Below are 26,713 nucleotides of genomic sequence, written 5' to 3' on the forward strand. Positions count from 1 at the left end.
TTTATGAAAAGTAATATTAATCTTGATGAAGAGTAGGAAAGAAAAAAATTATACAGTTTAAAAATTTTAAATCTTAACTCAATATATGGTACTTAGGTAGAATCTAACCATTGTATAAATCCGAATTTTTTTTGCTCTCTGATCTAGCTTATATTAATTTTAGTAAATTAAAATGAATGGTTGAATTAAAAAAAATTACTAAAACATTTAATCAGAAAGGAAATGTAACCCATGCTTTATGTGATGTAACTTTATCTGTCCCGAAAGGTAAAATAGTTGGAGTTATTGGTGAATCCGGAGCTGGAAAAAGTACACTTATACGTTGTGTTAATCTTTTGGAAAGGCCTACTTCGGGTGAAGTTTATGTAAATGGTGAAAATTTAATGAGGCTTTCTCAGAAGCAACTTGCTCTTGCCAGAAAAAATATTGGAATGATTTTTCAGCATTTTAATTTATTATCATCTCGAACTGCAGGAGAAAATATTTCTCTTCCATTAGAATTAAATCACATTGACAAAAAAGATAGGGAAAAAAGAGTAGACGAACTTTTAGATTGGGTAGGGCTAAAAGATAAAAAAAATGAATACCCTGCAAATCTTTCAGGAGGACAAAAACAAAGAATAGCTATTGCCCGTACTCTAGCAAACAACCCTAAAGTGTTATTATCTGATGAGGCAACCAGTGCTCTAGACCCGGCAACTACACAATCTATCCTTTCTTTATTAAAAAATATTAATAAGGAACTTAATATCACAATTTTACTAATTACTCATGAAATGGATGTGGTTAAAAACATTTGCGATAATATTGCTGTGATGAATAGTGGAAAACTTATTGAAAAGGGAAATGTAGCAGAAATTTTTTCTCATCCAAAATCTGAATTAACACAACGGTTCATAGATTCCACATTTCGAATTGATATTCCTATAGATTATCAAAACCGATTGAAACCTTTCAGAGAATCTGGAAAACATCCTCTTGTTAAATTACATATAACCGGAAATACAGTAGATGAACCTATACTTTCAGAGATTGTTCGTAAATTCCATATAAATAATAATATTATCAGCGCCCAAATGGATTATGTAGGGGGAGTAAAATTTGGAATAATGCTTGCTGAGTTTATCGGATCTCCGGAAAACGAAAATCAGGCTATTGAATATTTAATGAATAAGAATATGAATGTAATTGTTTTGGGATATGTCTGAATCTATGTTTGAACTTTTAGTTAAAGGAACTTGTGAAACGATCATGATGACATTTATTTCAGGAATTTTAGGTTTCTTATTAGGTATGCCTGTAGGAATCTTATTATTCATTACCCGTAAAGGGCAAATTAAAGAAAACATTATATTGCACTCTGTTTTATCTGTTGTAGTAAATGTATTTCGGGCTATTCCTTTTATTATTTTAATTGTATGGATGATCCCTTTTACCCGAGTAATTGTGGGTTCTTCTATTGGCGTAACTGCTGCTCTTGTCCCCCTAAGCATAGGGGCTGCTCCATTTATTGCCAGAATGGTAGAAAACAGTTTATTAGAAATTCCTAATGGACTTATTGAGGCTTCCCGATCTATGGGGGCTACAAATCTTCAAATCATAAAAAAAGTACTTTTACCCGAAGCCTTACCTTCTATTATTAATTGTGCTTCTATTACTTTAATTACTTTAGTAGGATACTCGGCTATGGGCGGGGCTGTTGGGGCCGGAGGTTTAGGTCAAATCGGTTATCAGTATGGATATGTGGGTTATGATATCATGGTAATGAATATTGTACTCTTATTGCTTGTAATTATAGTTTTTATTATCCAAATTACCGGAGATTATTTATCCAAAATATTTAATCATAAATAATATTAACATTAAATAGTTTAATTTTACAGTTTAAAAATTTAAAAATTCATACAATCTTGATGAACCGATTATTATTACTTTTAAGCATTCCTTACATATTATCTTTAATTTGTTGCCAATCCAAACAAAAAGATAATCCAAATTATATAAAAGTTGGAATTGAAACAGGTCCAGAATATACTGTAGCAGAAACTGCTAAAAAAATAGCTAAAGAAAAATATGGATTAGAGGTAGAATTGGTTCAATTTAATGATTATGTGATCCCTAATACAGCTTTAAACGATGGAGATATCGATGCAAATGCTATCCAACATAAGCCTTTTCTTGAAAATTTGATAAAACAAAGAAATTATAAACTTGTTGCTGTTGCCAATACCTTTATTTATCCTTTGGCAGGATATTCTAAAAAAATAAAATCTATAACTGATTTAGCTGCTGGAAGCACTATTGTTATACCTAATGATGCAACAAACGGGGGAAGAGCTTTACTATTATTACAAAAATATAATTTAATACAATTAAAAGATAATAAAAGCTTAGTACCTAAGGTAACTGATATTGTTAAAAATCCTAAAAATTTACATATTTTAGAACTAGAAGCGCCTCAACTTCCTAAGGTTTTAGATGATAATCAAGTATCTGTTGCTATTATAAACAATACTTTTGCTGCTAAAGCCGGACTTTCCTTACAAGATGCAATTATGGTAGAAGATAAAGATTCTCCTTACGTAAATATAATCGTGACTAGGGAAGACAATAAAAATGCAGAAAATGTAAAAAAATTTATTCAGGCTTATCAATCAGAAGAGGTGATAAAAACAGCTAATAAAGAATTTAAGGGTGGGGCTATTAAAGGCTGGTAAAAATAACAATACAAGATTGTATAAATATGAAAATATTCAAATGGGTTAAAAGGATTATAATTGGCTTATTCTTACTTTCTATTGTACTTACTTTTACTTATAAATGGATACCTGTACCTTTTACAGAACTTATGCTAAAAAGATATTTTATCAATGGTAGCAAAATAGAAAAAAAATGGATTCCTATAAATTCGATTTCAAATTCTATACAGTTAGCTGTAGTTTCCAGTGAAGATCAAAATTTCATAAAACATCATGGTTTTGATTTTAAACAAATACAAAAAGTCTTAGAGGATCAACAGGAAGGAGGTCGTGTACGGGGGGCTAGTACTATATCTCAGCAAACAGCTAAAAATGTCTTTTTATGGGATGGTAAAAACTATATTAGAAAAGGTTTAGAAGCATATTTCACCTGTTTGATAGAATGGGTTTGGGGGAAAAAAAGAATCATGGAAGTATATTTAAATGTTATTGAATTTGGAGATGGAATTTATGGTATAGAAGCTGCTTCTCAACACTATTTTGGCAAATCTGCGTCTAATTTAACCAAAGCAGAATCTGCAACTCTTGCCGCATTACTTCCTAATCCAAGAAAATATGGAAAAAATATTAATGGAAGATATATCCAAAAAAGAAAAATATGGATATTAAAACAAATGAGAAATTTAGGTGGAACCTTAATTTATCCTTAAATTAGTTTTTTCTTTCTCATAATTTTCAATTTAAATTATATGTATCAAAAATTATTTATACTACTTATTTTTTTATCCCCTTATTCTTTAGCTCAAAAAGCTGTTGAACATGTATATAGCCCTGATGTTTATAGCATTCAACTATTTAACCCGGAAACTAATGACGAAACTCCTTTTTTTAAAATGGGCAGTCAGTTTATACTTTCATTTGACCTATTAAATAAAGGATATGAAAGAATATACTACAGTGTAAAGCATTATGATCGTAACTGGGAGGATGATAATCTTTTTGATTCTGAGTATATTATAGGATATTCAATGCCTCAGATATATGAATATAAAAACTCTTTTAATACAAGTCAAAATTATACTCATTATACACTTGAATTCCCAAACAAAGACTTACAGTTAAAAATTTCAGGAAATTATTTACTTACAATTTATAATAATGCTAGAAAACCTATTTTTACTAGAAAAATTTCATTTTATGAAAATATTGCTGAAATAGGTATTTCTTATGAAAGGTACTCCAGTTCTAAAAATCCTAACATAAGTCAAAGAGTCACAGTACAGGCATTGTTACCTAATGATAATAATTCTATTCTTTCCCAACAAATTTCTTTATGCATTATACAAAATAATAATTGGAATAATTCTCAATGTAATATTTCCCCACAATTTATAAATAGAAATTCTTTTACTTTTGGGCAATTAACCAATGCTTTTGAAGGAGGAAATGAGTTTTTTTCTTTTGATACTAAAAATATCTCTGTTCCCGGATATGGAACTGAAAAAATCATTGAGGAAAATAATGTTTATTCCGCTTTGCTTTATCCAATTATTTCTTACCCTTTAGATTATACCTACAATCCAGACATAAACGGAGCTTACTATTTCAGAAGATTCGACCTGAACTTAGAAAGAGATGCGCGTAATGAAGGTGACTATTGCCATATTAACTTTTTTGTTAGTTTAGCAAATCCTTTAGAAGGTAAAGATCTTTATGTTGTTGGCTTATTTAATAATTATGAATTATCAGACACCAATAAAATGTCTTATAATGAAGCACTTAGAGGATACGAAAAAAGTATTTATCTGAAACAAGGTTATTATAACTATACTATTGCCACTGTAGATCAAAAAAACGGAAAAATAAGTCTTTCTGAAATTCCGGGTTCCTTTTGGCAAACAGAAAATTTATATCAAGGTTTATTATATTATAAACCTTTTGGAGGAACCTATGACGCACTAATAGGTTATGGAGAAATAAGAGCTGCAAGACAATAGTGCTTATATATTCATAATTCTAATAAAACCAAAATAGTATAGATTTATTTCGATAAGTTTGTTAATTTTGCTAATTAACCCAAAGATAATATATAATGTATTTGATTTTAAAAAATATTCATCATTATGTAGGCATGGCAACCTTAGTTTTCATACTTTTACTTACTGTAGTTACTTTTATATACTATCTACAAGAAAGAAGTACATCCAAACAAATCAAAAAAATATCATTATTTTCTCTTATTATCACCCATACACAGATAGTGTTAGGTGTAATTCTATATTTTAGCTCTCCTATTTTTCAAAATATAAGCATGAAAGATATGATGGGCATTCCTCAATTAAGACAAACATACGTTGAGCACCCGGTTTCTATGATTATTGCTGCTATATTACTTACAATCGTCAATATTAAAATAAAAAAATCCTCTAAAATAACCTTTAGTACAACGCTAATGGCTGCCATTTCTTTAGCATTGGTCATTGGCATGATTCCAAAGGCTTTTTGGAATAGCTTTATTCTATCATAATTATTATAAGAAAACATTTTTTAAATTATAAATCCATGAAAATCGCAATTGTTGGAGTAAGCGGAGCCGTTGGGCAGGAGCTTCTCAAAATATTAGACCAGAGAAATTTCCCTTTAACTGACTTAGTTCTTTTCGGATCCAAAAGAAGTGCCGGTAATACATATAATTTTAAAGGGAAAAAATATACTGTCAAGGAACTTCAACATAATGATGATTTTAAAGGGGTAGATATTGCTTTGGTTTCAGCTGGAGGTAGCACTTCTATAGAGTTTGCGAATACTATTACTAAACATGGAGCTATTATGATAGATAATTCATCAGCTTTTCGTATGGAAGACGATGTTCCTCTAGTGGTACCAGAAGTGAATGCAAAAGATGCTTTAAATGCCCCAAGAAACATCATTGCAAATCCCAATTGTACCACAATACAAATGGTTGTTTCTTTAAAACCTATAGAAAATTTATCTCACATAAAAAGAGTGCATGTTTCCACATATCAGTCTGCATCGGGTGCAGGTGCTTCTGCAATGAAAGAACTATTACAACAAATTAAAGATGTAGCTCTTGAAAAAAATGAGATTCAAGCAGAAAAATTTGCCTATCAATTAGCTTTAAACCTTATACCTCATATTGATTCTTTTACTGAAAATGGATATACTAAAGAGGAAATGAAAATGTTTAATGAAACTCGAAAGATTATGCATTCAGACATTAAAGTTTCTGCTTCTTGTGTAAGAGTGCCTGTAATGAGAGCACATTCTGAAAATATTTGGGTTGAAACTGAAGATGAACTTAGTGTGGCTCAAATTAGACAGGCTTTTGAAAATTTTAATGGAATTATTGTTGAAGATAATCCTGCTGATAAAAAATATCCTATGCCTTTATTTTTATCAGGGAAAAATGAGGTATTTGTAGGAAGAATCAGAAAAGATTTGACTAACCCTAAAGGCATTACTTTCTGGAGTGTCAGTGACCAAATCAGAAAAGGCGCTGCTTTAAATGCCATTCAAATTGCTGAATATTTATTAAAAAATAAATAATAATAATTAAATATTGAGGTTAAGAAAAAATCTTTCTATGCCTCAATAATTTTCTTTTAAAAACTAACGATTCATCTATCTTCTTATTTTTATTTTATATAAAAAAGCATTTACTTCTGTAAAATTTTAATCTAATTAAACAAACTTTATAACTTTGCAGCCATGAGTGCTTTAAAAACCCTAAATCCTTATTTAAAAAAACATAAAAAACTTCTGTTTTTAGGGGGTATATTTATAATCCTTTCTAATTTTTTTACTATCTATCCTGTAAAATTTGTTGGAAAAGCCATCAATATTATTGCCGAAACCTTACAGCAACATTCTTCATTACAAAAACATGAATTACTTAAGCAACTTCTTTTGTATGGAGGAATTATTGTTTTAGCTCCTGTTATTTCAGGAGTATTAAAGTTTTATATGAGACAAACTATAATTGTGGCTTCCAGAAGGATAGAATTTGAATTAAAAAATAATATATACAAGCATTATCAAAAATTATCATTTACTTTTCTAAAAAAATCCAAAGTAGGAGACTTAATAAACCGTATTAGTGAAGATGTAGTTAATGTTAGACAATATTTAGGTCCAGGAATAATGTATAGTATAAATCTAGCTATAATGCTAATTATAGTTTTATTCTATATGCTAATTTCTGATCCTGTTATGACCGCATATGCTCTTCTTCCCCTTCCGTTCCTATCTTATTTTATATATAAACAAAGCTCAATTATTAATAAAAAAACTAAAATTGTTCAGGCAGAGCAATCTAACATATCATCTTTCGTACAAGATACATTTTCAGGAATACGTGTAATTAAATCATTTACACAAGAAGAATATATTACTTCAAAATATATTAATAAATCAAACGATTATAGACAAAAATCTATTTCTTTAGCCAGTACTGAGGCTTTATTTTCTCCCTTAATGATGCTTATTATAGGAATAAGCAATATTTTTATCTTATACGTGGGGGGACAAAGATATATTAATGGAAAAATTGATGTTGGTACTATAACAGATTTTTTTCTTTACCTAAATATACTGATATGGCCTTTTACTGCTTTAGGTTGGGTAACATCAATAACCCGTAGAGCTGAAGCATCTATGGAAAGAATAAATGCATTTTTAGAAGTTCAGGAAGAAATTACAAACAATTGCTCTGACATTTATCCCATACATGGAAATATTCGTTTTGAAAATGTAAGTTATACCTATCCTAATACCGGAATTAAAGCGTTAGATAATGTTTCGTTTGAAATTTTTTCCGGTGAAACTACTATATTCATGGGAAAAACAGGAGCCGGAAAATCGACTATTACTCTTTTAATTGAACGTTTAATTGAACCTGACAGCGGAACCATATATATAGATAATAAACCGTTAAAGCAACATAACCTTGAATTGCTTAGAAATAAAATAGGTTATGTTCCTCAAGAAAGTTTTTTGTTTTCAGACACTATTTTTAACAATATAGCATACGGAATAGAAAATCCTTCTTTAAATTTAATAGAAAAATATGCAAAACAAGCAGAAATACATTCCAGCATTATGGAGTTTAAAAACCAATATCAAACAGAAGTAGGTGAAAGAGGAGTTACGTTATCCGGAGGACAAAAACAGAGAATTTCTATTTCTAGAGCTCTTATTAAAGATCCTGTTATTTTCATGTTTGATGATAGTTTATCTGCTGTTGATACAGAAACAGAAGAAAAAATATTATCTAATATACAATCAAATATTGAGTTAAAAACTACCATTATTATTACACACAGAGTTTCTTCAACAAAAAATTCTGATAAAATTATTATTTTAGAAAATGGAGCTATTAAAGAAGAAGGTTCTCACGATGATTTAATTAACAAAAATGGATATTATTCTGAACTATATAAAAAACAAATTACACAAAAGCGATTATAAATCATAAAAAAACAATTGTATCTATATAACTATTTTCATACTTTTGTTTGGTTTTAAGTATATATGTTATATTTTTTAATATTTATAGTAAACAAAAACTAAAATATAAATTATGATGAATGATTCTGAAAATTTAGAGAAAAAAGAAAACGAGATATTCTCTAAAATATTACGGGCTGGAAAAAGAACTTATTTTTTTGATGTAAGAGAAACAAAGGCCGGAGATTATTATTTAACTATTACTGAAAGTAAAAAAAATGTTTCCGAAGAAGGCGCCTTAGGATTCAAAAAATTTAAAATTTATCTATACAAAGAAGATTTTAAAAATTTCAAAACTATTCTAGAAGAAACAACTTCCTTTATTATTAAAGAAACCGGTGAAAAAGTTATTTCTGAAAGACATAGAGATGATTTCCATCTTTTAACAGAAGAAAATAAAGATTCGATAAAGGTATCAAATTTTACAAATGTAGATTTTGAAGATATATAAAATTATTACCTTACCTTAAAAATAAAAAAAGCAGGTATCATTTAATTGAAAAAATACCTGCTTTTTTATTTAAATTATTATTAAAAAAATAAAAAACTAACACATTAAAAATTAACTTTTAATTAACACTACAAATTTATATGTTAAATATATGTGAAAAAAGTTAAAATATGATACCCAAGAGTATTAGAGAAAGTAATTTTGGCGCGTAATAAAGTAAAACAATCACAATATTACGTTTATTTATGAAAGCTTTTTTAAAATTATTTTTTCTTATACTGATCACTTCCTTAACTACAACTTCTTGTGTATCAAACTATATAGCCAGTAATAATAATTATAAGTATCCATCTACCAGTAAATTATTGCTAGCAAATAACTCTAAAGGACCAAATACAACAAAAACCGAAACAAAAAAATTAGTTACAGATAATTCTTTATTAAATGATAATTCCGTTTCGGAAAATATCAATTTTTATGCAGAAAAAGCATTTTCTAAAGAAGCTTATAAATTAATTACCGAAGCTAAAACTTATTTAGGAACCCCATATTTATATGGAGGAACTACACGAAGAGGTATTGATTGTTCTTCTTTCGTACAACAAGTATTTAATGCTTCTAATATCTCTTTACCTAGAACCTCAGCCCTTCAATCAGAAGTAGGAGTAAGAGTGGCTAAAGAAGAATTAAAAAAAGGAGATCTAATATTTTTTTCACATACTCCAAAAAGCAGAGTCTCTCATGTTGGCATTGTTGAAAGTGTAAGCCCTACGGGTGAGATTTTCTTTATTCATGCATCTTCATCTCAAGGAGTAACGATAACTTCTTTAGAAACAGAATATTGGAAAAAACGTTTTAAAAGAGCCATGCGAATTCTTAATGCGGAGGAAAAACAAGAAGAACCTAATCCACTCCAGGACGATATAAAATTAGTTAAAGTCACTTTTTAAATTTTTATTTAGTAGATTTGTAAAAAATAAAAAGGGGGTGCTGTAAAAATAGCTGAGATTATACCCTAAGAACCTGGGCAAGTAATGTTGCCAAGGGAAATCTTAGACACAGAGGTTTCATAAATTGAAATCTTTTTTCTTTTATATTATACAAACCTCTTTTTTAATATTTTAAAATATGAAAAAAAGAGATTTTATACTTTTAAGTATTATTATACTTTCCGGAGCATACAGTAAAGCACAACAAAAAAAAGATTCATTAGAAAAAAATATTCAGGAAATCATTATCTCTGCAAAAGCACCTATAAGTAAGGAAAAATTTACACAAAAACAACTTGAAAATAAAAATTTGGGTCAAGATATTCCTTATCTTCTTAAAAATAGTCTTTCTGCAATTTCTTCATCCGATGCTGGTTCCGGAATAGGATATACCAATATAAGAATTCGAGGAAGTGACCAAACCCGCATCAATGTAACATTAAATGATGTACCATTAAATAATGCTGAATCACAAGGTCCCTTTTGGATTAATATGCCCGATCTAGCCTCATCTATATCTAATATAACCATACAACGAGGCGTTGGTACTTCTACTGAAGGAACAGGTTCTTTCGGTGCAAGCATTAACATAAAAACACACTATCCTGAAGATAGTGCATATTTTCAAACAGATCAATCCGTAGGTTCATTTAATACGCATAAACATACCTTTGCCTTAGGATCAGGAAAATTTTATAATAATTTATTAAAAATGGATGCTCGTATTTCATTTATTAAATCTGAAGGATACTTAGATAGAGCTTTTTCTGATTTATTTTCCTATTATGTAAATGGAATGTATGAAAAACAACAAACAAAAATTAGTTTTATGGTTTTTGGAGGAAAGCAACAAACATATCAAGCATGGAATGGTATTGATTATGAAAATATGAAAAAAAGAAGAACTTTTAATTCTTGTGGTGCCATTTATGATTCTGATGGAAATATTATTCGATATTATAATAATGAAACAGATAATTATTGGCAAGATAATTATCATTTATATGGAGAGCATAAAATAAATGGTAATTGGAAACTTAAATCAACACTATTTTATGTTAAAGGAAAAGGATATTATGAGGAATATAAACAGAATTCTAAATTGAAAAATTATAAACTAAAAAATATAATTTTAAGCCAAGATACTATAACAACTACTGATTTAGTTAGAAGACAATGGTTAAAAAATAATTTTTATGGTATAACGAATCATTTAATAGGTAAATTTGATAAATGGAATCTCGAAATAGGATTAGGATTCAACACCTATGATGGAAAACATTTCGGAAAAGTAATATGGGCAGAATATTTTCCTGAAAGCACACCAGATCATGAGTATTATAGGAATAAGGCTTTAAAAAATGAAATTAGCGGAAATATAAAAGCTCTTTATAAAATTTCTGATTATTGTAATCTTTTTGGAGATGTTCAATACAGAAATATACATTATTCAGGACATGATGTTCCCGGAGGAGAAAGTATATATAAAAATGGTGGACCTTTATATTTTAGCAAAAACTATAATTTTATTAATCCAAAAATAGGTGTTACTTATACATTTAAAACTGGAAATGTATACCTAACTTACGGAATGGCTCAAAAAGAGCCGAATAGAAATGATGTATTAAGCAATGAAAATATAAAATCTGAACTTTTACATAATATAGAATTAGGAGTACAACAGAATTTTTCAAATTTCAGTTATTCAATTAATGGATACGGAATGTATTATTTAAATCAATTAGTTTTAAGTGGGAAAATTAATGATGTGGGTAGTTTTATAAGAGAAAATAGTGGTAAAAGTTATAGAATGGGAATAGAAATATCTGCAGAATATAAATTTTCTAGTCAAATAACTTTCTTAGCTAATTCAACCATAAGTACAAATAAAAATATAAATTTTAAAAAAGAAATTCAATCTGTTATTCATAATTTAGGAAATACTGATATAGCATTTTCTCCAAATTATATAGGGAACATATCAATTCAATGGATACCTTTAAAAAAATTAACTGCAAAATGGTCTCATCAATATATAAGCAGCCAATACCTAAACAATGAAGAACCTACAAATGGAAAATTAAAAGGATATTATACATCTGATATCAGCCTAGAATATTCCCCTAAAATATTAAAAATAAAAAATTTAAGTTTAAAATTATTATTGAATAATATTTTTAATAACCTATACGAAAATAATGGTTACTATTCTGATAATATACCCTATTATTATCCACAAGCTGGATTTAATTTTTTAATCGGGATTAGTATAAAATTATAATACTCTTAATTTTTTTAATTATTTAAAAATAACTTAAAAAATAATTGATTTTCCTTATTATAATATATATTTTTGCTTAATTAAATTTTTAATATGAGGTTTGGTTTAGCATTTATACTATTATTTTTAAGTTCCCTATCAGCATGGGGACAAGAAAAAGATTTAATAACGTGGAATAGTATTCAAAAAGCAGACAGCCTACAGTTAAATGGAGATTCAAGGTTTTTACTCGTTGATGTATTTACAGATTGGTGTGGACCTTGTAAACTTATGGATAAAAATACTTTTCATAACGAAAAAGTCGCACAATTTATTAACGAAAATTTTATTCCTGTAAAGCTTAATGCTGAATCTAAACTGAATATCAGTTTTAAAGGAAAAGAATATAAGTGGGTAAATTATGGTAGAAGTGGTTTACAATCACTTGCTTATGTTATATTGGGAGGAAATTTAATATATCCTTCTATAGCTTTTGTTGATAATAAAGGGCAAACCATAACCATTATAAATGGCTATTTTCAAGCGGAAGAATTTTTAAAAATTATTCAAGATTTAAAAATTAAATTAGAAAAATATCAGGTCAAGGAACAATAAAAGCTCCCTGATATTGTGTATTCCAAACATTTAAATTTGACATTTGTTTTTCATTATCTAATTCATAAAAATTCATACCTGTTTTAATAATTTTTTTTATTGAACTTATGTCTTTATAGGTATTTAAACTAATCGGACTTACTAAATAGGTAATAGAATCACATATATCTTTATGAGTATTATTTAAAATTTGTATTTTCTTATTTTTCCATATATAAATTTTTTTGTAATCTATATCTTGATATTTCAATTGTTTTATTCCTTCTCCATCTGCATAAGGCTGTATTATATCCGGCTTAATTTTTATTAGATCTTCATTCTTATCTTTTAATACCCATAAAAATTTCCCTTTTCTAAACCCTATTAATGGATATTTATTTTGATGAAATACAATAAAGTTTTCTTTTTTGGAAATTTTATATTCCTCCCATAATCTATTGACCTGAAATAAAAATAAAAATATCAAAATAGGAATGATATTTTTAATCTTAGGTTTTTGTAGGAAAAATTTTGTAAAAACCAAAGCAAGAAATAAAAATCCTATTTCTATTTCATTAAAATAAACACCTTTGAATGAAGCAAAATCTGAAGAAGATATCCAATAGCTTCCTTTTATTAATAATTGAGTACAAAAATTATAAAAACAATTAAAATAAAATTGTAAATTATAAGGAAGATAAACTACACCTAATTCTATTATCGAAGAGTAAGTTATAACATAAGTATAAGGTATGATTAAAATATTTGCAGGAATAGATAATAAAGAAAATTGATGAAAATAATATAAAACCAAAGGAAGGGTTCCTATTTGCGCTACAATTGTTATTGATAAAGGTTCTATAACCCACTTATTTATTGTATTACTTTGAGTTTTTAAATGTTTTAAGCAAATAGGATTTAGCCAACACATAAAAAATACAGCCACATAACTTAATTGAAAACCTATAGAATAAATTTCATATGGATTATAAAGTAAAATAATAATAGCAGATAATGATAAACTATGATAAACCCCAGGATTTCTTTTCAATAAATCTGAAACATAATAAATAGTAATCATTAAACAAGCCCTGGAAACAGAAGAAGACAGACCAACAAAACAGCCAAATAACCATACACATGCTAAAGAAAAGATAATAATTATTACCCTCTTTTTCTTAGAAAAACATATGGTTAAAACATTGAAAATTATTCCAAAAATTAGAGCAATATGCATGCCTGAAATTGCAATTAAATGCATGATTCCCGCTTTAGAATATGCCTGAATATTATCTTTTTTCATATCCGACCTATTGCCCAACAAATAAGCTTTTAAAAACTCTTTTGAATCTGAATTTAAATAGGACGAATCAATTTTAAGACATAGAAGTTGATTTATATTTTTAATTTTATACCATAAAGAAGAATGCTTTTTTTGATAAATTATTTGGTAGGTTATTCCCAGATTAGAAATATAATTTCTTTGTAGATAATTTTTATAATTAAATTGATATGGATTTAAATTTTTTGAAGGATCTTGAATTTTAACTATCACTCCATACTCGTCTCCTATTTTTAAAATAGAATCAGTTTTTATCTTATTAAATAACAATAGCACTTTCCCTGAAGTATGAATTAACTTCCCTTTATACGAAATTGAATGAACTTCTGCTGTATATTTTCTGTTTTTTTCATTTGAATTATTTTGTTCATCTATGACAACCGAAATATATTGCTTCTTATTTTTTTCTATAAAATGACTATAATGATTATCGGATTGATTAGTATTTATTCCCACGATAATAAGCCCTAGAAGAAACCAACAAAATAACGATAAAACAGAGAATAAAATTTTAAAACGGATAGAATTAAATATAAATATTGAAAGAAGAAATACCAGAATTAAAATCGTAAACCATATTTTCCATGAAAAAAAACTATAGGGATATAAAAATATTCCTAAGATAAGAAATAATAAATAAAATGAATATGGATGTTTACCAATATGCATTTAATTTTTTTATATATCATATAGATTCTTAAACAAATTAAGAATCAGGATATTATTTTTTAATTAATTTTTAAGATCAAATAATAAAAAAAATATAACCGACTTTCTTTTAATTATAATTTCTCTTTATAATTTCATAGTTAATCTTTTCTTTTTTGGATTTTTAAGAAAATGATAAACCAAATTATCTAGTACATTATTTCCCTTGCAATGTAAGATTTTTTTAAATTTCCCGAAATATTAACTCCAATATTTTCTTCATTGCTTTATGATTTACATAATTGTCGATTCTCCTTTTTTTAATGTCGAAGATAAAATATTAATTAAATTAATATTCCTCTATGCTTGAACAAATATAATCATAAAAACAGAACTTTTCCTAATCCAAATGCTGCATACTTATATGGTATTCAATTATTAGTATGAAAATTTGATTAATTTTTTAATTAAATTTTAACAAATTAAATAATACGTTTATTTTTGCAAGCAACAACTAAACTAATTTAAACTGATTTTGTATGAGCTTCAAAAAAATGACATGGGTCTCTGCCCTATTTGCAATTTATTTAACTGTATTTTCAAATGCACAAAATCTAGAAACAGATTCAACAAAAATTAAAGAAATCAATGATGTTATAATCATAGGTAAAGGGGTTATTGATGTAGCCAAAGACAGACAAACTCCTGTAGCTGTTTCTGTTATTAGAAAAAAGGAAATTCAGGAAAAAAGCGGAAATCTTGAATTTCCTGCCATTATGAAAAATACTCCTTCTATTTATGTGAATGACGCCACTGCATTTGGAGATTCTAAAATGATTACTAGAGGATTTGACCAGTCTAATACTGCTGTATTAATTAATGGACAACCTGTAAATGGGATGGAAGATGGAAATATATATTGGTCAAATTGGGCTGGATTGACGGATATTGCTAATGTAGTTCAAGTACAAAGAGGTTTAGGATCTTCTAAACTAGCAATATCTTCCGTAGGAGGAACCATAAATATAGTAACAAAAGCTACAGAAAAAAAAGCAGGTTCTAGTGCTCGTTTTTTAACTGGAAATGACGGATATTGGAAGGCAACATATGAATATAACAGTGGATTGAATGGTAAATGGGGAGTATCATTTTTAACCTCTACCTGGAGGGGAGATGGATATAATCGGGGAACAAAAGGTGAAGGCCAAACATATTTTTTATCTATCGGATATAAACCCAATGAGAAACATAATATTAACTTTATGATATATGGAGCACCTCAAAAACATGATCAAAATTATTATACCAAAATTGCAGATTACCAAAGATATGGTTATAAATATAATGTAAATGAAGGAATACTAAACGGAAAAAAACTATCATTAAGATCCAATTATTATCAAAAACCAGTCGCTAATCTTAACTGGGATTGGCAAATGAGTGAAAAAAGTAGCCTATCTACCGTATTATATGCCTCTTGGGGTAGAGGCGGTGGTACAGGAGGATTTGGATCTAAATATATTGAAAATCAGAATCAATCTTCACCTCAAAACCTCAATGCTATTCCCGGAAGTAGAAACCAAGAAAATGGTACTATTAACTGGAATGTAGTAGAAGATTACAATATGATTAATAATACTGATGGTTTGGGTTCCGGAAAAAATAATTATATTATAAGAACTTCTATAAACAACCATGAATGGTATGGATTGGTATCTAACTTTAATCATAAAATAAATGATAATTTCCAGTTTAATTTAGGAATTGATGGAAGAACCTATACAGGAACCCATTTTCAACAGGCGCATAACTTTTTAGGATTATCCGGTATAGTAGATAATAATTCTAATAATGTAAATGGATCCAATATTGCTATGAAGACCTATAGCATTAACCCTTGGAGTGCCCTATTCCGAAAAGCAAATAAAAACCAAAGAATTAGTTATGATTATGATGAAACCATACAATACTTGGGAGCTTTTGGACAAGTTGAATATGTAAATAAATTCATATCTACCTTTATTCAAGGATCTATTTCAGAACAGTATAACTCAAGAAAAGACCGATTTAATTATACTCCGGGAAATCAAAAATCGAAAACATTAAACAATACAGGATACAATATTAAAGGAGGTATAAGCTTTAAAATCAATAACCATCATAATATTTTTGGAAATGCAGGTTACTATTCCAGGCAACCTTTTCAGGATAATTTATTCCTAAACTACAAAAATGATGTAAATACTTTGGCTGATAATGAGGAAATAGTAGGAGTAGAAGTAGGATATCAACTTCACTATAATTTTTTTGATTTAAACATTAACCTTTACAGAACAAGTTGGAATAACCGTACAGAAACAATTTCAAATCAACAAACTAATAGATTAGAAAACCGTACCGGTATTGATGAATTACATCAAGGTATCGAAGTTGATTTCCTTGCCAAACCCTTCCGTGTATTGAATTTTAAAGGACATTTATCTTTAGGAAAGTGGGAATATAATGGGAATGCTCATTCAACAATTTATGATGCAAATAATTTATCTAATATTTTGGATGAAAAAGATATTTTATTAGACGGAATTAAAACAGCAAATGCTCCCCAATTTAGTTATGGAGTAGGAATAGTATATAAACCCTTTGCAGGATTTTCTTTTGATGCTGATTTAAACCGATATGAAAAACTTTATTCTAATTTTGATGTAACTCGCATAGCTGCGAATAAAAAATTTAGTTTAATTGAGCTTCCCAATTATTTTACTTTAGATTTAGGAGCCTCATATACCCTTCATTTTGAAAACGCTTCATTACGCTTTAGAGCTAATGTAAATAATGCATTAAATGATGTATTTATGACATATTCCAACACTAATCTTAGAAATGGTGATTCTGATGCTAGTGGAAAAAATTTCAAAGGCATAGATACCAATAATCAAGTATACTTTGGTAATGGAAGAACTTGGAACTTTGGTGTTAGTTATGACTTTTAAGATATAATTATAAAATAAGGGTAGAATAATTTCTACCCTTATTTTTATTTAAAAGACTCATTTAATTTACTAAATCGTAAAACGAAAAATATAAATTATTATATTTCTACACATAATTTTATGTGATTTTTTTCTATTTTAGTAAAGAATATTCTCCGTTTATAATTAAATATTTTGACCATGGATGTTGCAAAAGAACGTATAATTTCTAAATCATTAGAATTATTCAGCCAAATTGGAGTAAAAGTTATTACTATGGACATGATTTGTTACGAGTTAGGAATGTCTAAAAAAACTTTATATGAACATTTTACCAGCAAAGAAGATCTTATAAAACAATCTTTTAATGAACAAATGAATGAATTTATTGAAAAATTTAAAAATAAAATCACTCATATTTCAAACCCAATAGCACAACTCTCATATATTTTTGAAAATTCCCTTTATTTTAATAAAAAAGACAAAGTTTCTTTTCAACTTCAAAAATTTTATCCTAATATTTATACTGAACTTTTAAAAACACAAAATATTTTTATAAAAGATATTATTAAAAACAATATAGCATCAGGAATTAAAGATGGTTTATACCGCTCAAAAGTTCAAATAGACTTAGTTATTGATTACATAGTTATGATTTTATATAATATAAATGAAGATGAATTTTTAAAAGCAAACTGTCAAAAGTATTTTTTTGAATTGGTTACTAGGTCAATTGCTACAAAAAAAGGGCTCAAAGAGATATAAAACACACTATAAAATTAAGAAGCTGTAGTTAAAATTATTTTTAATTCAAATTCTGAAGACAATGCTATCAAATGCTCAAATATATTAGCTTGAATTTCTTCATATTCTAACCAAACTGAGGTATTAGCAAAACAATATATTTCTAAAGGCAATCCATAAACCGTTGGTTCTAAGTGCCTAACTAAAATTGTGTCTTTCGTAGAAATCCTAGGATTTTTTAATAAATATATCTTCATATAATGCCTAAATATTCCTAAATTAGTTATTCCGTGTCTACTTTCATGCCCTTCAGAATTTTTCAAATCAGATAAATTACTTTTTCCTTTTATTTGCAATAAATAATCTTTTAATAAACTGATTTTCATTAATTTATTAATTAAACTTCCGTCAACAAATTTAATTGAATCGAAATCAAATAAAACCGATCTTTTAATTCTTCGGGTATGCGAAACTTTCATAGGTTCATGATTCTTAACTTCTGTTGATATAAGATCATATGTAGGTACTGTTGAAATGGTTTTATCTAAGTTTTGAATTTTAGCTGTTACTAAATTAATTTCCTTTACACTTCCCTCTGTGCCATATTTAGGAATAGATATCCAATCACCTACTTTTATTTGTTTAGATCCGGCTATATTAATACCTGTAACTAAACCCAAAATAGGATCTCTAAATACCAGTAAAATAACAGCCATAATTGCACCTAAAAAAGTAAAAATTTTAGAACTGGTTAAATTAAATAAAATTGATATAATAATAAATCCTGAAAATAATATAATTAGTATTTTAATTAACTCTGAAAAAGTTTTTACGGCAACTGTACGATAGCTCTTATCTCGATTTTTTATTTCTGTAAAAGAATCTATAACACAAATAATAAATTTTGAAAGAAATATAATTAAGAAAATACTAAATACCAGATCAAGAATATGAAAACTTTGAGGATGATGGTAAAATATAACCGGAACTAAACAATAACAAATACCTAATGGAAGCAAATGAAAAAAACTTGTAAATACATTTTTCTTCATAAATGTATTCATCCATATATTTTTAGTTTTAGGTATTATTCTTTGTACAATTTTAAGAAGCACTTTCCTCTGAAACCAATCCAACAATAAAAAAATACTAAGAACTATCAATACTTTAATAAAAATCTGTGAGAATAATATAGTACTTTCAGGAAAATGATTAGCTATATAATTATGTAAATTATCAATTATAGTATTTTGATTTTCTAATTTTAGATTAGTTGCCCCATCCATATATCAACAATATTAAACGGGTAAAGGTATTAAATATAGAAGATTTTATATGAAAAATATTTAAAAATAATATTTACCTTTATTGATTGTTAATCTATATACTTTTATGACATATACTATTTGGATAGTTATTATCTCTCTACTTATAATTATTAGTATTGTAGGCTCAGTTATGCCATTTATTCCAGGCCCTTCTATAGCTTTTGCGGCACTATTAATTTATAAACTCTGTCCTTTAGGTAATAATTTAAGTTGGTGGTGGATTGTCTTTGGTGCTATTTTAACTTTATTAGCTATAATTACTGAATATTTGATACCGATTATAAGTACTAAAAAATTTGGTGGATCAAAATATGGAGCAATTGGGGCAACTTTAGGAATAATTTTAGGTTTTTTCATACCCTTTGGATTTATATTAGGTCCATTTTTAGGAGCTCTTTTGGGAGAATTAATTAATGACGCTGTAAATTATAAAAAAGCTTTTAAAGCATCTTTAGGGGCATTTATAGGTTTTTTCTTGGGCATCGGAACTAATATTTTAGTATGTGGAATATTAATAACTATTATTTTTATTCATTATATATTTTATTAGCCTTTATGGAAAAACAGAGTATATTTATTTATTATTCTATTTTAGAAATCTAATTTTCATCATAATTTTTAATATTACAAAAAAATGTAAATATCTTCAATGATATTTACATTTTATATTAGAAAAAAGTTATAAAATATTCAAACTTTAAACAAAGAAAATATTTCTTTATTGGTCATTTTCTGCCTGAATTGCAGTTATAACCACGGTATTATAAATATCTTCAATCTTGGCTCCTCTGCTTAAATCATTTATAGGCTTTTTTAAACCCTGTAAAACCGGTCCTAATGCAAGTCCTCCTGATTCTCTTTGTACTGCTTTATATGTATTATTACCTGTATTAAGATCCGGAAAAATAAGCACATTTGCTTGTCCGGCAACTAATGAACCGGGCATTTTACTGCTTCCTACACTGGGCACAACAGCAGCATCATATTGTATGGGTCCTTCCACCAATAAGTCCGGACGTAAAGATTTAACTAAATTTGTAGCTTTTCTTACTTTATCCACTTCTTCTCCTGAACCAGAATTTCCTGATGAATAAGAAAGCATGGCTATTTTTGGCTCTAACCCAAATGCTTTAGCAGTTTGTGCTGAAGAAATAGCTATGTCTGCTAATTGATCTGATGTTGGATTAGGAACTACCGCACAATCTCCATATACTAAAACCCGATCGCGTAATAACATAAAGAAAACAGAAGAAACTGTTTTTATCCCCGGTTTTGTTTTAACAAATTGCAAAGCTGGTCTTATTGTATGAGCTGTAGTATTTTGGGCTCCAGAAACCATTCCATCTGCATATCCTTTGTAAACCATCATTGTTCCAAAATAGGAAGCATCCAACATTAAATCTTTAGCCTGAGCTAATTCCATTCCTTTATCTTTCCTTAATTCATAAAGAGTATTAGCATAATCTTCTAACAAATCATTTTCAGTATTATCCAAAACAGATATAAAATTTTCATTCCAATTGATTCCTAATTGAATGACTTTTTGTTTAATTTCTTCGGGTTTGCCTAAAACAGTAAGTTTAACAATTTCATCATCTGCAAGCATAGACGCAGCTCTTAAGATCCTTTCATCTCCACCTTCCGGCAATACTATATGTTTTTGTGCTTTTTTAGCCGTTCTTAACAAGTTATACTGAAACATTTTAGGAGTAATACCCCCAATTTTAAAAGATGATATTTTTTTTTCTAATTCCGGAATATCTACATATTGCTCAAATAAATCAATACTTCTTTTAATTTTAGTTATATTTTCAGGATAAATAGTAGATTTAATATTTGCGGTAGTAGAAGCGGTCTCAAAAGTACCAGATTCTACAGCCATAATAGGAAGATTTATATTAGCACCTTCTACTAACTTCATAATATTTGCATCTAAGTTGCGAACAGCTGTTAAAATTAATCCGGAAACTCTAGGATAACCACTTGAAAAATTAGAAAGTACAACTCCTGCTATTAGATCAGATCTATCAGCAGGAACAACTGCAACACAATCTTCTTCAACGTAATTCATAAAATGAGACAACTGCATAGCTCCTATTATAAATTTTTTAATAGGACGATCCAAATTGTCTTTCCCGTATAATAATTTAGCCCCTAAAGTATCAGACAATTCTTTAAGAGTAGGAAAGCTTAAGGAAATATCTTTTGGAATAACTGAAATTAACACGGAATCGTCATTTATTCTTTTTTTAGATTTTTCAATTACTTCCTCTATCGGATTAATATTTTTATTTATAATTACCGCTATTATTTTATTATCTCTTTTTAGAAAATTATTTACTTCAAGACTTACATTTTTACTTAAATCATGTGAATTTTTAAATGAATCTTTAACAACTAAAATTACAGGTATATTTAATGATTTTGCTATAACCACATTTAAATCATATTCCAGAGATGTACTTTCTGCTGACAAATCAGTTCCATCTATTAGTACAAAATCATATCGATCCTCGAGAGCTTTATATTTTTGAATAATAATATCATATGCATCATCCAGTTTATTATTATTTTGCAAATCAATTATTTCACTTTTTGTAAAAGCATAGGCATCATCATAATTTTGATTTAAATTGAAATATGAAATCATAGTTTCAATATGATTATCTTTAATATCTTCCTCCACATCATCAATAATGGGCCTATAGTAACCTACATTCGGAGTTTGCCTCATTACCATTTGTAATATTCCTAAACTAACTAAAGATTTTCCACTATCGGGACTTGTAGTTGCAATGTATACTGATCTATTCATTTACCATTTTTTTATGCATCTTTACAAACTTACAAAAAGCATCGAAATATATTGATGCAAAAATTAATTTTATAATTTGTTTAATATTTTTTAACTTATATTCAACACAATCAAAAATCTAATTGTAATCCATCATAAGCAAGAAAAACATTTTCCGGCAATATTTTCTGTACTTCATCGTGAAATCCTAAATGAAAACTTATATGAGTTAAATAAGCTTTTTTAGGACTAGATCTTTCAATTATATTCAGTGCCTGAGCTAGATTGAAATGTGAATGATGTGGATTTAAACGAAGAGCATTAATCACTAAAATATCAGAATTTTTTATTTTTTCTATTTCTTTTTCTCTAATAAAAGAAGCATCCGTTATATATGTTAATCCTCCTATACGATAGCCTAAGATAGGTAATTTTCCATGTATAATATGAATAGGTTTTATAGATATATGATTAATTTCAAAATTATTTTCTACCGGATATAGTTGAAAGGAAGGAACACCAGGATATTTATTTTCTGCAAAAGCATAAGAGTAACGTCTCTTAACATCTTCTAACACTCTTGATAATCCGTATATAGGAATATCTTCTCCTTTTATAAAATTTATAGGTCTTAAATCATCTAATCCCCCTACATGATCTGTATGTTCATGAGTTAATAACACAGCATCAACATTGGATCTATTTTCTCGTAACATTTGTTGTCTAAAATCAGGTCCACAATCAATTAATAAATCTAATCCCCCGTGTTTAACTATTGCAGAAGTTCGCAATCTTTTATCTTTAGGATTTGTGGATTTACAAACGGGATGATTAGAACCAATAACCGGAATTCCTTGGGATGTTCCTGTTCCTAAGAATGTTATATTACTTTTTTGTAGTACCATAATTTTTGTAAATTTACGAACAAAAGTTTAAAAATATGCTTTCGCCTAACCAAGTATTAACTCCCAGACAAAAAGCACTTCAAATCAATTTAAATAAGAATATTTATGGAACTTTTTCTGAGATTGGTGCAGGTCAGGAAACTGTACGATACTTTTTTAGGGCCGGAGCAGCTTCTAAAACTATAGCTAAAGCAATATCTGCTTATGATAAGGAGTTTAGCGATTCTATTTACGGAAAAGAACCTGATAATAGATATGTTTCTCAGACAAGATTGATTAAAATGCTTGATCATGAAATTAATTTAATTGAGGATCGTATTGACAGAACAAATTGCCCGGGTAGAAAATTCTTTTCTTATGCCAACACCGTAACTACCATTAATTTCAATAAAACTTTTAAAGGGCATGGATGGGTTGGTATTCGTTTTCAACTACACGAATCAGAAAGTTATAATGAGATAATACTACATATACGTTTTCATGAAAATGACGCTAAATTACAGCAGGAAACTTTAGGCATATTAGGTGTAAATTTAATCTATGGAGCTTTTTTTTATAGCGATGACCCAAAAAAAATTATTAATTCCCTTTATGATGAACTAAGTACTGATCAGTTAGAAATTGATATGATTAATTTTAGCGGTCCGGGGTATACTCATGTAGATAATCGTTTGATGAGTTTGCAATTAGTGAAAAATGGTATGTCAGATGCTGTTGTTTTTGAGCCTAATGGAAAAAATGTTCTTCCTGCTGATGAGTTGTATAAAAAAAATATTTTTGCTTTAAGAGGAAGTTTTCGTCCGGTAACTAATGTAAATATTGATATGTGTAATCAAGGACTTAAAATGTTTAAGAAAGAAAAAAATGTAAATAATCATAATACAAAGGTTCTATTTGAAATTACCTTATCTAATTTACGTGCTGCTGGAGAAATAAATGAACAAGATTTTTTAGATAGAGCAGATGTTTTAGGAAAATTAGGATATACGGTTTTAATTTCAAATTTTTCAGAATATTTTCGATTAGTAGATTATTTTAGTAGATTTTCTACTGAGAAAATAGGTATTTCTATGGGAGTAAATAATTTATTGGATATTTTTGAAGAAAATTATTATACTAACTTGAGCGGTGGAATTATGGAAGCTTTTGGTAAATTATTTAAACAACAAATGAAAATTTATCTTTATCCATATATTGATCCTGAAACTGAAAAACTTCTCAATTCTGAGAATTTAAAAGTAAATGAAAGCTTAAAAGATTTATATAAATATTTCAAAAAAAATGAGAGAATTGTAGATATTAAAGATTATAATGATTCCTATCTTAAAATTTATGGTAAGAAGATTCTAGCTCAAATTGCTATGGGAAAATCTGGATGGGAAGATCAAATACCAAAAGAAGTTGCAGATATGATTAAAGAAAGAGGTATGTTTGGCTATTCTATGGGTACACTATTAACAACTAATCAATAATTTTTTATCTATGATTATATATTCCGAAAGCTTTCATGTAGAATATTTTATAGAAAAAAACTGGCAGGCTTGGGTAAAAGATATTTTAATTCCAGAAGTATACGCATCTAGAAGATTTTCTAAAGTTATCTTTTCTAAAGTTATTTCTCATTCAGATGAGACCGGATGTACATATTCTCTTCAATATTTTACTAATAGTAAAAAAAATATGGAAGAATATTATAAACTTTATTTTAAAAAACTTGTTCAATTAATTTCCAATAAATTTGGAACTCAGGTTTTATCTTTTAAAACAGAATTAGAAGTTATCGAAACTTTTGATTTCTAACCTATTTTATTAATGTTTATTTTTCAAATCAAACATTTGCCTCTTTCTTCAATAATTACTTTATTTTTTATTGTAAAATGAATAATTAAATATTTCAAATCAATATTTTCTTCTTTACTAAATTTTACAAATATTTCATCCTAATTTTTTCTACATAAATTATAATTATTTATATGTCGCAAAGTTTATGAATAACATTTTTCAGAAACAAGTTGCATCCTCTCAATCTTTCTAAATAAACCCATTAAACACTTATTGTTCATTTATATTTTTTAATAAAATACAAAAAAATAATAAACAAAGTGAGGAATCAAAATAAAAAAAATTTCATATATTATAACAAATATTGAATAATTTTTATTTGATATGTTTATTTGTAAAGATATGAGATAAATTTCCTACTTATTTCTAATGTTTTATCAATTTCTGCTTGTTTAATACAATCCGAAATAAACCAGGTTTCATAACCTGAAGGAGGTAAATAAATCCCGTTTTTCAATAAGTAATGAAAGTATTTATTAAACATATTATGGTCTGCCATTGAAGCTTCTTCAAAGTTATTAACTTCTAATCTTCCAAAAAACACAGTCATCATAGAAGAACATTGATTAATACAAACCTTAATTCCTGCTTCTTTAAATATATTTTTTAATTCTGTAGCTAATAATTGAGTAGTTGTATTTATTCTATCAAAAATTTGCAAATCATTTTTCAATAAAGATAGTGTAGTAAGACCAGCTCTCATCGCTATAGGATTCCCTGACAATGTACCAGCCTGATATACAGGACCCTCAGGAGACAAAAAACTCATAATTTCTTTTCTTGCAGCAAAGGCTCCTACCGGCATTCCTCCTCCAATAACTTTACCATATGTAATAATATCAGCGGTTATATTAAAAAATTCCTGCGCTCCTCCTAATTTTGCACGAAAGCCTGTCATTACTTCATCAAAAATTAATAATGATTTATTTTCATCACATAATTTTCTTAAATTTTCTAAAAAACCTTTTTTAGGGGGTATACACCCCATATTCCCAGCTATAGGTTCAATAATAACTGCTGCAATTTCTCCTTTATTATTTTCAAAAACTGCTTTTACAGATTCTATATCATTATATACGGCTAATAAGGTATCTTGTGCTGTTCCTTGAGTTACTCCTGGACTATTAGGATTCCCAAAAGTAGCAGCTCCACTCCCTGCTTTTATTAGAAAAGCATCTGAATGTCCATGATAACAACCTTCAAACTTTATAATTTTATTTTTAGCAGTAAACCCTCGTGCTAAACGAATAGCAGACATACAAGCCTCTGTTCCAGAATTTACCATTCGTATTTTATCTATACCCGAAACAGATTCTATAATTAATTTTGCTATTTCTGTTTCTAATTCTGTAGGGGTTCCAAATGAAAATCCATTTTTTAACTGCTCAGTAACAGCATTTAATACTATAGGATGAGTATGACCTAAAATCATAGGTCCCCATGAATTAATATAATCTATATATTTATTATTGTCTACATCTAGTAGGTAAGCACCTTTTGCTGATTTCATGAAAATAGGAACACCCCCTACAGATTTAAAAGCACGAACGGGAGAATTTACTCCTCCCGGTATATATTTTTGTGCTTCTCTAAATAAAGCACTACTTCTCTGATATAGCATG

General features: G+C 27.8%; 22 protein-coding genes. 17 read left to right on the plus strand and 5 right to left on the minus strand.

The features are described from left to right. The first annotated feature begins 176 nt into the window (after nucleotides 1-176). The 12 genes from metN (at nucleotide 177) to C4S77_RS08520 (ending at nucleotide 12,540) form a co-directional block, all read left to right on the plus strand. Complete coding sequence (metN, locus tag C4S77_RS08465) at nucleotides 177-1,208, plus strand: methionine ABC transporter ATP-binding protein MetN (protein ID WP_105247175.1); 1,032 nt, start codon at nucleotides 177-179, stop codon at nucleotides 1,206-1,208. Beyond that, nucleotides 1,201-1,854 carry a methionine ABC transporter permease MetI gene (gene metI, locus C4S77_RS08470; RefSeq protein ID WP_105247176.1) on the plus strand — a complete coding sequence of 218 codons (654 nt, stop codon included), beginning with the start codon at nucleotides 1,201-1,203 and terminating at the stop codon, nucleotides 1,852-1,854. Before metN ends, metI begins: the two co-directional genes overlap by 8 nt. 59 nt (nucleotides 1,855-1,913) lie before the next feature. Then, nucleotides 1,914-2,717 (plus strand): MetQ/NlpA family lipoprotein, encoded by an 804-nt coding sequence (gene metQ, locus C4S77_RS08475; protein WP_105247177.1) that lies wholly within the window; start codon nucleotides 1,914-1,916, stop codon nucleotides 2,715-2,717. Between the two features lie 26 nt (nucleotides 2,718-2,743). After that, on the plus strand, nucleotides 2,744-3,409 hold the full coding sequence (mtgA, locus tag C4S77_RS08480) for a monofunctional biosynthetic peptidoglycan transglycosylase (RefSeq protein WP_105247178.1): 666 nt from the start codon (nucleotides 2,744-2,746) through the stop codon (nucleotides 3,407-3,409). Nucleotides 3,410-3,448: 39 nt separating this feature from the next. After that, nucleotides 3,449-4,696, plus strand: coding sequence for a type IX secretion system plug protein (locus C4S77_RS08485; RefSeq protein ID WP_105247179.1), 1,248 nt, complete (start codon nucleotides 3,449-3,451; stop codon nucleotides 4,694-4,696). 95 nt (nucleotides 4,697-4,791) lie between these two features. Continuing rightward, nucleotides 4,792-5,226, plus strand: a complete 435-nt coding sequence (locus tag C4S77_RS08490) for a hypothetical protein (RefSeq protein ID WP_105247180.1) — start codon at nucleotides 4,792-4,794, stop codon at nucleotides 5,224-5,226. Between the two features lie 35 nt (nucleotides 5,227-5,261). Beyond that, complete coding sequence (locus C4S77_RS08495) at nucleotides 5,262-6,266, plus strand: aspartate-semialdehyde dehydrogenase (RefSeq protein WP_105247181.1); 1,005 nt, start codon at nucleotides 5,262-5,264, stop codon at nucleotides 6,264-6,266. Nucleotides 6,267-6,428: 162 nt separating this feature from the next. Then, on the plus strand, nucleotides 6,429-8,186 hold the full coding sequence (locus C4S77_RS08500; protein WP_105193597.1) for an ABC transporter ATP-binding protein: 1,758 nt from the start codon (nucleotides 6,429-6,431) through the stop codon (nucleotides 8,184-8,186). A gap of 115 nt (nucleotides 8,187-8,301) precedes the next feature. Further along, nucleotides 8,302-8,676, plus strand: coding sequence for a DUF3276 family protein (locus tag C4S77_RS08505; RefSeq protein WP_105193596.1), 375 nt, complete (start codon nucleotides 8,302-8,304; stop codon nucleotides 8,674-8,676). A gap of 245 nt (nucleotides 8,677-8,921) precedes the next feature. Then, nucleotides 8,922-9,626 (plus strand): C40 family peptidase, encoded by a 705-nt coding sequence (locus tag C4S77_RS08510; protein ID WP_105247182.1) that lies wholly within the window; start codon nucleotides 8,922-8,924, stop codon nucleotides 9,624-9,626. 178 nt (nucleotides 9,627-9,804) lie between these two features. Next, complete coding sequence (locus C4S77_RS08515; protein WP_105247183.1) at nucleotides 9,805-11,946, plus strand: TonB-dependent receptor; 2,142 nt, start codon at nucleotides 9,805-9,807, stop codon at nucleotides 11,944-11,946. A 93-nt stretch (nucleotides 11,947-12,039) separates the two neighbouring features. After that, nucleotides 12,040-12,540, plus strand: a complete 501-nt coding sequence (locus C4S77_RS08520; protein WP_105247184.1) for a thioredoxin family protein — start codon at nucleotides 12,040-12,042, stop codon at nucleotides 12,538-12,540. On the opposite strand, the gene C4S77_RS08525 is transcribed toward C4S77_RS08520, so the two are convergent. After that, complete coding sequence (locus C4S77_RS08525; protein ID WP_105247185.1) at nucleotides 12,527-14,530, minus strand: ComEC/Rec2 family competence protein; 2,004 nt, start codon at nucleotides 14,528-14,530, stop codon at nucleotides 12,527-12,529. The genes C4S77_RS08520 and C4S77_RS08525 overlap by 14 nt on opposite strands. A gap of 518 nt (nucleotides 14,531-15,048) precedes the next feature. Here C4S77_RS08525 and C4S77_RS08530 point away from each other — a divergent pair. Further along, a complete protein-coding gene (locus C4S77_RS08530; protein WP_105247186.1) occupies nucleotides 15,049-17,499 on the plus strand; it encodes a TonB-dependent receptor in 2,451 nt (816 codons plus the stop codon). A gap of 180 nt (nucleotides 17,500-17,679) precedes the next feature. After that, nucleotides 17,680-18,243: a TetR/AcrR family transcriptional regulator gene (locus tag C4S77_RS08535; protein WP_105247187.1), complete on the plus strand. Its 564-nt coding sequence runs from the start codon at nucleotides 17,680-17,682 to the stop codon at nucleotides 18,241-18,243. A 14-nt stretch (nucleotides 18,244-18,257) separates the two neighbouring features. Here C4S77_RS08535 and C4S77_RS08540 read toward each other — a convergent pair whose 3' ends face one another. Further along, nucleotides 18,258-19,508: a mechanosensitive ion channel family protein gene (locus tag C4S77_RS08540; protein WP_105247188.1), complete on the minus strand. Its 1,251-nt coding sequence runs from the start codon at nucleotides 19,506-19,508 to the stop codon at nucleotides 18,258-18,260. A gap of 106 nt (nucleotides 19,509-19,614) precedes the next feature. Between C4S77_RS08540 and C4S77_RS08545 the strand changes: the two genes are divergently transcribed. Then, nucleotides 19,615-20,100 carry a DUF456 domain-containing protein gene (locus C4S77_RS08545; protein WP_105247189.1) on the plus strand — a complete coding sequence of 162 codons (486 nt, stop codon included), beginning with the start codon at nucleotides 19,615-19,617 and terminating at the stop codon, nucleotides 20,098-20,100. Between the two features lie 168 nt (nucleotides 20,101-20,268). On the opposite strand, the gene pta is transcribed toward C4S77_RS08545, so the two are convergent. After that, nucleotides 20,269-22,365, minus strand: coding sequence for a phosphate acetyltransferase (pta, locus tag C4S77_RS08550; protein WP_105247190.1), 2,097 nt, complete (start codon nucleotides 22,363-22,365; stop codon nucleotides 20,269-20,271). 110 nt (nucleotides 22,366-22,475) lie between these two features. Further along, nucleotides 22,476-23,249, minus strand: coding sequence for an MBL fold metallo-hydrolase (locus tag C4S77_RS08555; RefSeq protein WP_105247191.1), 774 nt, complete (start codon nucleotides 23,247-23,249; stop codon nucleotides 22,476-22,478). 35 nt (nucleotides 23,250-23,284) lie between these two features. Between C4S77_RS08555 and C4S77_RS08560 the strand changes: the two genes are divergently transcribed. Then, nucleotides 23,285-24,721 (plus strand): nicotinate-nucleotide adenylyltransferase, encoded by a 1,437-nt coding sequence (locus C4S77_RS08560; protein WP_105247192.1) that lies wholly within the window; start codon nucleotides 23,285-23,287, stop codon nucleotides 24,719-24,721. Nucleotides 24,722-24,731: 10 nt separating this feature from the next. Further along, on the plus strand, nucleotides 24,732-25,049 hold the full coding sequence (locus C4S77_RS08565) for a DUF4286 family protein (protein WP_105247193.1): 318 nt from the start codon (nucleotides 24,732-24,734) through the stop codon (nucleotides 25,047-25,049). Between the two features lie 370 nt (nucleotides 25,050-25,419). On the opposite strand, the gene hemL is transcribed toward C4S77_RS08565, so the two are convergent. Next, nucleotides 25,420-26,712 (minus strand): glutamate-1-semialdehyde 2,1-aminomutase, encoded by a 1,293-nt coding sequence (gene hemL, locus C4S77_RS08570; RefSeq protein WP_105247194.1) that lies wholly within the window; start codon nucleotides 26,710-26,712, stop codon nucleotides 25,420-25,422. Nucleotide 26,713 lies beyond the last annotated feature (1 nt).

It is taken from the genome of Apibacter adventoris (assembly GCF_002964975.1).
GTDB classification, from domain to species: Bacteria; Bacteroidota; Bacteroidia; order Flavobacteriales; family Weeksellaceae; genus Apibacter; species Apibacter adventoris.

Bases quoted from the DNA above. Each gene is read 5' to 3' on its own strand.
- C4S77_RS08545 (WP_105247189.1), top strand. From the start codon at position 19,615: ATGACATATACTATTTGGATAGTTATTATCTCTCTACTTATAATTATT.
- C4S77_RS08520 (WP_105247184.1), top strand. From the start codon at position 12,040: ATGAGGTTTGGTTTAGCATTTATACTATTATTTTTAAGTTCCCTATCA.
- C4S77_RS08530 (WP_105247186.1), top strand. From the start codon at position 15,049: ATGAGCTTCAAAAAAATGACATGGGTCTCTGCCCTATTTGCAATTTAT.
- metI (WP_105247176.1), top strand. From the start codon at position 1,201: ATGTCTGAATCTATGTTTGAACTTTTAGTTAAAGGAACTTGTGAAACG.
- C4S77_RS08495 (WP_105247181.1), top strand. From the start codon at position 5,262: ATGAAAATCGCAATTGTTGGAGTAAGCGGAGCCGTTGGGCAGGAGCTT.
- metQ (WP_105247177.1), top strand. From the start codon at position 1,914: ATGAACCGATTATTATTACTTTTAAGCATTCCTTACATATTATCTTTA.
- pta (WP_105247190.1), bottom strand. From the start codon at position 22,365: ATGAATAGATCAGTATACATTGCAACTACAAGTCCCGATAGTGGAAAA.
- hemL (WP_105247194.1), bottom strand. From the start codon at position 26,712: ATGCTATATCAGAGAAGTAGTGCTTTATTTAGAGAAGCACAAAAATAT.
- C4S77_RS08535 (WP_105247187.1), top strand. From the start codon at position 17,680: ATGGATGTTGCAAAAGAACGTATAATTTCTAAATCATTAGAATTATTC.
- metN (WP_105247175.1), top strand. From the start codon at position 177: ATGGTTGAATTAAAAAAAATTACTAAAACATTTAATCAGAAAGGAAAT.
- C4S77_RS08555 (WP_105247191.1), bottom strand. From the start codon at position 23,249: ATGGTACTACAAAAAAGTAATATAACATTCTTAGGAACAGGAACATCC.
- C4S77_RS08505 (WP_105193596.1), top strand. From the start codon at position 8,302: ATGAATGATTCTGAAAATTTAGAGAAAAAAGAAAACGAGATATTCTCT.
- C4S77_RS08485 (WP_105247179.1), top strand. From the start codon at position 3,449: ATGTATCAAAAATTATTTATACTACTTATTTTTTTATCCCCTTATTCT.
- C4S77_RS08490 (WP_105247180.1), top strand. From the start codon at position 4,792: ATGTATTTGATTTTAAAAAATATTCATCATTATGTAGGCATGGCAACC.
- C4S77_RS08565 (WP_105247193.1), top strand. From the start codon at position 24,732: ATGATTATATATTCCGAAAGCTTTCATGTAGAATATTTTATAGAAAAA.
- C4S77_RS08500 (WP_105193597.1), top strand. From the start codon at position 6,429: ATGAGTGCTTTAAAAACCCTAAATCCTTATTTAAAAAAACATAAAAAA.
- C4S77_RS08560 (WP_105247192.1), top strand. From the start codon at position 23,285: ATGCTTTCGCCTAACCAAGTATTAACTCCCAGACAAAAAGCACTTCAA.
- C4S77_RS08540 (WP_105247188.1), bottom strand. From the start codon at position 19,508: ATGGATGGGGCAACTAATCTAAAATTAGAAAATCAAAATACTATAATT.
- C4S77_RS08510 (WP_105247182.1), top strand. From the start codon at position 8,922: ATGAAAGCTTTTTTAAAATTATTTTTTCTTATACTGATCACTTCCTTA.
- C4S77_RS08525 (WP_105247185.1), bottom strand. From the start codon at position 14,530: ATGCATATTGGTAAACATCCATATTCATTTTATTTATTATTTCTTATC.
- mtgA (WP_105247178.1), top strand. From the start codon at position 2,744: ATGAAAATATTCAAATGGGTTAAAAGGATTATAATTGGCTTATTCTTA.
- C4S77_RS08515 (WP_105247183.1), top strand. From the start codon at position 9,805: ATGAAAAAAAGAGATTTTATACTTTTAAGTATTATTATACTTTCCGGA.